Below are 4771 nucleotides of genomic sequence, written 5' to 3' on the forward strand. Positions count from 1 at the left end.
GTTCCTGCTGAGGATTTGATCGAAGGAGATGAAGTAATCGTAACGGTAACGAACGCAACTTTTGCAGGACCGGATGCAGGTATCCAGCCAGTTACCGCAGATGTTTCCATTACCAATACGAACTACAGCTTGACTTCAGCTATTGCTGAAACGACAGCTGAAATTTTACCAGCTCCTACCACAATCACCGTCGAAGACGCATTAGCTAACTGCGATGGGGATAAAATAACGCTGAATGCTACAGTGAAAACGGATAATTCGGATATACAAAGTGAAGTGGATAGTAAAGGTGGAAAAGTCATCTTTAAAGTTGGTGATAGAGAAATAGGATCCATAGACTCATCAACAGATGGCATATTCTCAGATGAGATAACAATTGATTTATCACTTGGAGCAATCTATGACATCACAGCCAAATTTATTCCGAATTCAGGTAATCTAAGCGGTTCTCAGACCGATTCTAAATTAACAGTATTTGAGGCGATTATAACCTCAAGCGAAACACCGAATGAAAATGGTAATGTAGTAATCTTCGATGGAGCAGCTAGTTCATTGGGATTACCTTCAAGCGCTACACTTACTGCGGCGTATGAGCCTTCTGTAAATGCCGAAGTTAACTATCAGTGGTATTTCAAAAATGAGGATGATGCTGATTTTACCATTATTACAGATGCAAAACAAGCAACCTATACTGTCAATGCAATGGGGGATTTTATCAAGGAATACAAAGTTGAAGTAAGTATTGGAGGTCAGTGTGTCGCCAATACTGTATTCTCTAAAGTAGTATCCGTCGAAGCCTCATGCGGCAAAGAAGGACAAAACAAAGTTCAGGTTTGTCATGTAACTCCTAATGGCAATCGCAAGACCATCTGTGTAAGTGCAAATGCAGTGGATGCTTTGATAAATGGAAATCCAGGCTCATACATAGGAAATTGTAATATTTTCTACAGAGCAGATCAGGAGCCGGAATTGATCACGGTGGCATGGAATACTCCGGTAGAACTCATCAAGGGTGAGATAGTGAAGCAAAGTGAGAAATGGTTCAACAGTAAGAAAATCAACATGAACATTTCCACGGAAGCTTACAATTCACTTCTGCCAGGTATGTATACCCTGACTGCAGAGTTGGAAAGAAACGACTTCTATGAACTTGAGGAGCCAATCGTGATCAATGTCTTAGTTCTTGACAAGCCGATGGCTCAGGATATCACGATCAGCAATACTCAGTTGGCCAAAGATCTACAGCCTGGACAAGTGATCGGTACATTGAGCACCATCGACCCAATTGATGATATTCATACTTACAGTTTAGGAGAAAATGCGCAGGTAGAATTGAACGGGGATCAATTAGTCTGGAAAGGAAGTTCTATCCCTGCAGGATTCTCAGTTCAGGTAATGAGTACCGACAGAGCGGGTCAGACGATCAGTAGAGAAATCCAACTTTCCAGAGAAATGGAACCAAATCAATTTATCTTATATCCAAATCCTGCTCAAAGCGAAACCAACCTGATGGTTGATCTGGATGAGGGCGCAGCTGTTGAAATCAGGGTGTTTGATGCCGTGGGCAGAATGGTAATTCAGGATAGCATTTACCGTGAAGAAACCTTCATCCAAACCTTAAACTTGAATGGCCTCGCTCCGGGCATGTATATGGTTCAGGTCAAGATCGGATACCTGGTGATGACCGAGCGATTGATAAAGAGATAAAATCTAGAAGTAAAACTCTATTAAACCGGGATAGCCGTCGGAATTATTTCCGGCGGTTATTTTTTGATAACTATACCAATCTAAAAAATATGGATTCTACTGCTCCTGGGTGATTATATTTTTTAATTTCTTCTTCCGGATTCTTGAAACTAATCATAAGGTATTAACACATCATTGAAATGATCTGCACAATATTATTTGATAACCCAATTAAATAAAAAATGCATCCTCAATAAATTCTTCTGGACTATCAAAATATTCGCTAAGGAGCCGATTTCAGGGCATATTTTGAGACCTGATGTTGTGAAGACAACTGGAGAGGGACTTGAAACTAAACGTAAGATTGGCGTGCAGGATGGAGAGTAATAAGTTCAATTTAAGATTGTTCTACTCACAATTTAATTTATGTTTTGATAGGAACTGATTGATAAAGTCAAAAAACTCAAACTGTATTTGGCCATGATCAATTTACGAAAATCAACTGGACAATTTTGGATCAAAAGGATTGGTATTTCTGACACTTTTATTATTTTAGGATATATATTTCAATTTTCCTTAACTATTAAAAATAAGTTCTTATCCATACCCAATTATAAAATACAATGGATTTAGTTTTAAAGTTTATTTATTCCCAAAAACCGTTTTTCGGACTTCTGCTTATTTTTATTTGCTTTCCCCATTTTCTTCCCGCCCAGTCCATCTTCGAGCAGATCGGAAGGCTGCCCGTCACTACCTACACTGCGGAGGAGTATGATGGGTTTCCGGTTGTACTTTCTGCCATCCAGAGTGATGCGGGACTGATGTATTTTGGAACCAGAACAGGACTGCATGAATATGATGGGGTATCCTGGCGCTCACTCTTTAAAAGTAATGAAATAATGGGTGTCTCAAGTTTTATTAAAGATACCACAGGAACGATATTTTATGCAGGTTATGATTTTGGTTATCTGGAAACAGACACTAAGGGAGAAACCAAGGCAGTCTCCCTGCTTCATCTGATTCCCGAGGAACTTCGGACCAACTTTTTTGCTTATGAAATCCACTTTTTTAATAGCTATATCCTACTTCGAACTGAGGATCATCATCTCATTAGGCTTGAGCTAAATGAGGATTTCACCCTGAAGTCCCTGAAATCCTGGCAGGCCGAAACAAGATTTGGTCTAAGTTTCGTAGTGGGAAATGACTTTTATGTGCAACAAGCAGAAAGAGGGCTTTCTCGGTTAGAAGCAGATGAGATCAAGCTTATCCCGAATACTGAAATTTTTGGAAAAGAACGTATAAGTGTTATACTTCCGTTTCTAGGCGATGAAGGAACTTCCTTGCTATTGGGAGGAAGGTATACGGGATTCTATCTTTTGGAAGGAGATATTTTATCTAAGTTTCCAACTGAGGTGGACCAACTCTTCAAAAGTGATATCCCGCTAAGAGGGGCCATAGTCTATAAAGGAAACTACATCCTACGGCTTTTTGGAGCAGGAATACTTATCATGAATCCACAGGGTAAAATACTCAAAAGAATAGGAACCGAACAGGGTTTGCCTTCTGACATAATTACCAGTATTTACCCTGACCAAAATGAAGATTTGTGGGCAACTACCGATGATGGCTTGGCAAGGATCGCCATCAATTCACCTATTCAAACTTTCGGTAAGGAATCGGGGATCAATTCAGCGGTTCGCAACATCCAAAAACAAGGACAAGACATATTTCTAGGTACCTCCACCGGTTTGCTGAAAATTGACGCAAGCGATTCCGAATTTAAACCTGTCCCCCAAATGGGTAATTATTCGATTTATGATTCGTGGGCTGACGGAGAAGATATGATTGTTATAGAAGGCGGGCCAGTGAATGTAATACGCAATGGTAAAATAATTAGAGTATATGAAGTAAAAGACGGTAAGCTTGCAAATAGATTATTGATTCCAAAAAATCACCCCAACCTTCTTTTGGTTACAGGCCAGATGGGAATCATGGTTTATCAGAGAGGACTTTCAAAAGAATTTCCATGGGAATATATGGGAAATGTTCCTGGAGTGGAGTCAGCTGGATATATTTTTGAAGGTAAAGATGGGACGATTTTTTCCTCGGGTGCAGGAAGCGAAAGAATACATGCTATTAATTTGGGTGGAATTGGTCTTGACTTAGGTGAATTAAACGGAATCAAAGTAAATAGTTTTGAAGTAAATGGAGCGGAAGTTAGGTTTTCTCTGGTAGATGGAGAATTTTATATGACTTCCCCTCAGGGAATGCAAAAGTACTTACCCAATGAAGGTAAATTTCTACCAACTGATGCTTTTAGTGAAGTAGAAAAGGATATGATTGATTTTATTCAATACAAATCAGGAGTGATCTGGTATGAATCTCTTGACAAAAAGAAGCATATCCTTAAGCGTAATTCCGATGGTAAATTTATCAAAGACGAAAGGCCCAATTCCATAGCCCCTTATTTGTCTCAAGTAGATTATATAGATGAAGACAGCATCCTGTGGTTTGGATCACAGAAAGGCCTGATCCGCTATGATCCCAAAAAGGACAATCAGAGCGACAAAGAATTTTTCACCCTGATCCGAAGAATCGAAACCAAGACCGATACGATTCCCTTGCCTTTTTACGGTAGAAAAAAGGATGTGCCTGCTGTAGAAAGAAAAGATAATTCTTACCGCTTTGAGTTTGCGGCGCCCTATTTCGAGGATGAAAAGAAAACCAAATACCAGACCTATCTCGAAGGATTTGAGGCGGATTGGGTGGACTGGAATGATAACCGATTCAAGGAGTACACCAACCTCCCATCGGGAACCTATGTTTTTCATGTCAGGGCACAGGCTTTTACCGGGAGAGTAAGTGAGGAGGCGGTATTTTCCTTTGTGGTCCTTCCGCCTTGGTATGCCACCTGGTGGGCGTATCTGATCTATGCCCTGTTAATCTTTGCGGTGATTACTGCCATCGTGAAGTGGCGCTCCCGAAAGCTGAAAGCGGAAAACCGCATCCTGGAAGAGCGTGTAAACGAACGCACGGCTGCTCTGGAAAAATCCATTGAAGATCTCAAATCCACCCAAGCCCAACT

2 protein-coding genes are annotated in these 4771 nt (G+C 40.5%); both read left to right on the plus strand.

Annotated elements, in window-relative coordinates; genetic code table 11:
* Positions 1-1707 (plus strand): T9SS type A sorting domain-containing protein (locus C4S61_RS21425; protein ID WP_146064485.1); only part of this gene is annotated, 1707 nt, incomplete at its 5' end.
* Positions 1708-2309: 602 nt separating this feature from the next.
* On the plus strand, positions 2310-4771 hold a 2462-nt coding region (locus tag C4S61_RS21430), incomplete at its 3' end, for a triple tyrosine motif-containing protein (protein ID WP_146064486.1).

It is taken from the genome of Algoriphagus boritolerans DSM 17298 = JCM 18970 (assembly GCF_900108085.1).
Lineage (GTDB): Bacteria > Bacteroidota > Bacteroidia > Cytophagales > Cyclobacteriaceae > Algoriphagus > Algoriphagus boritolerans.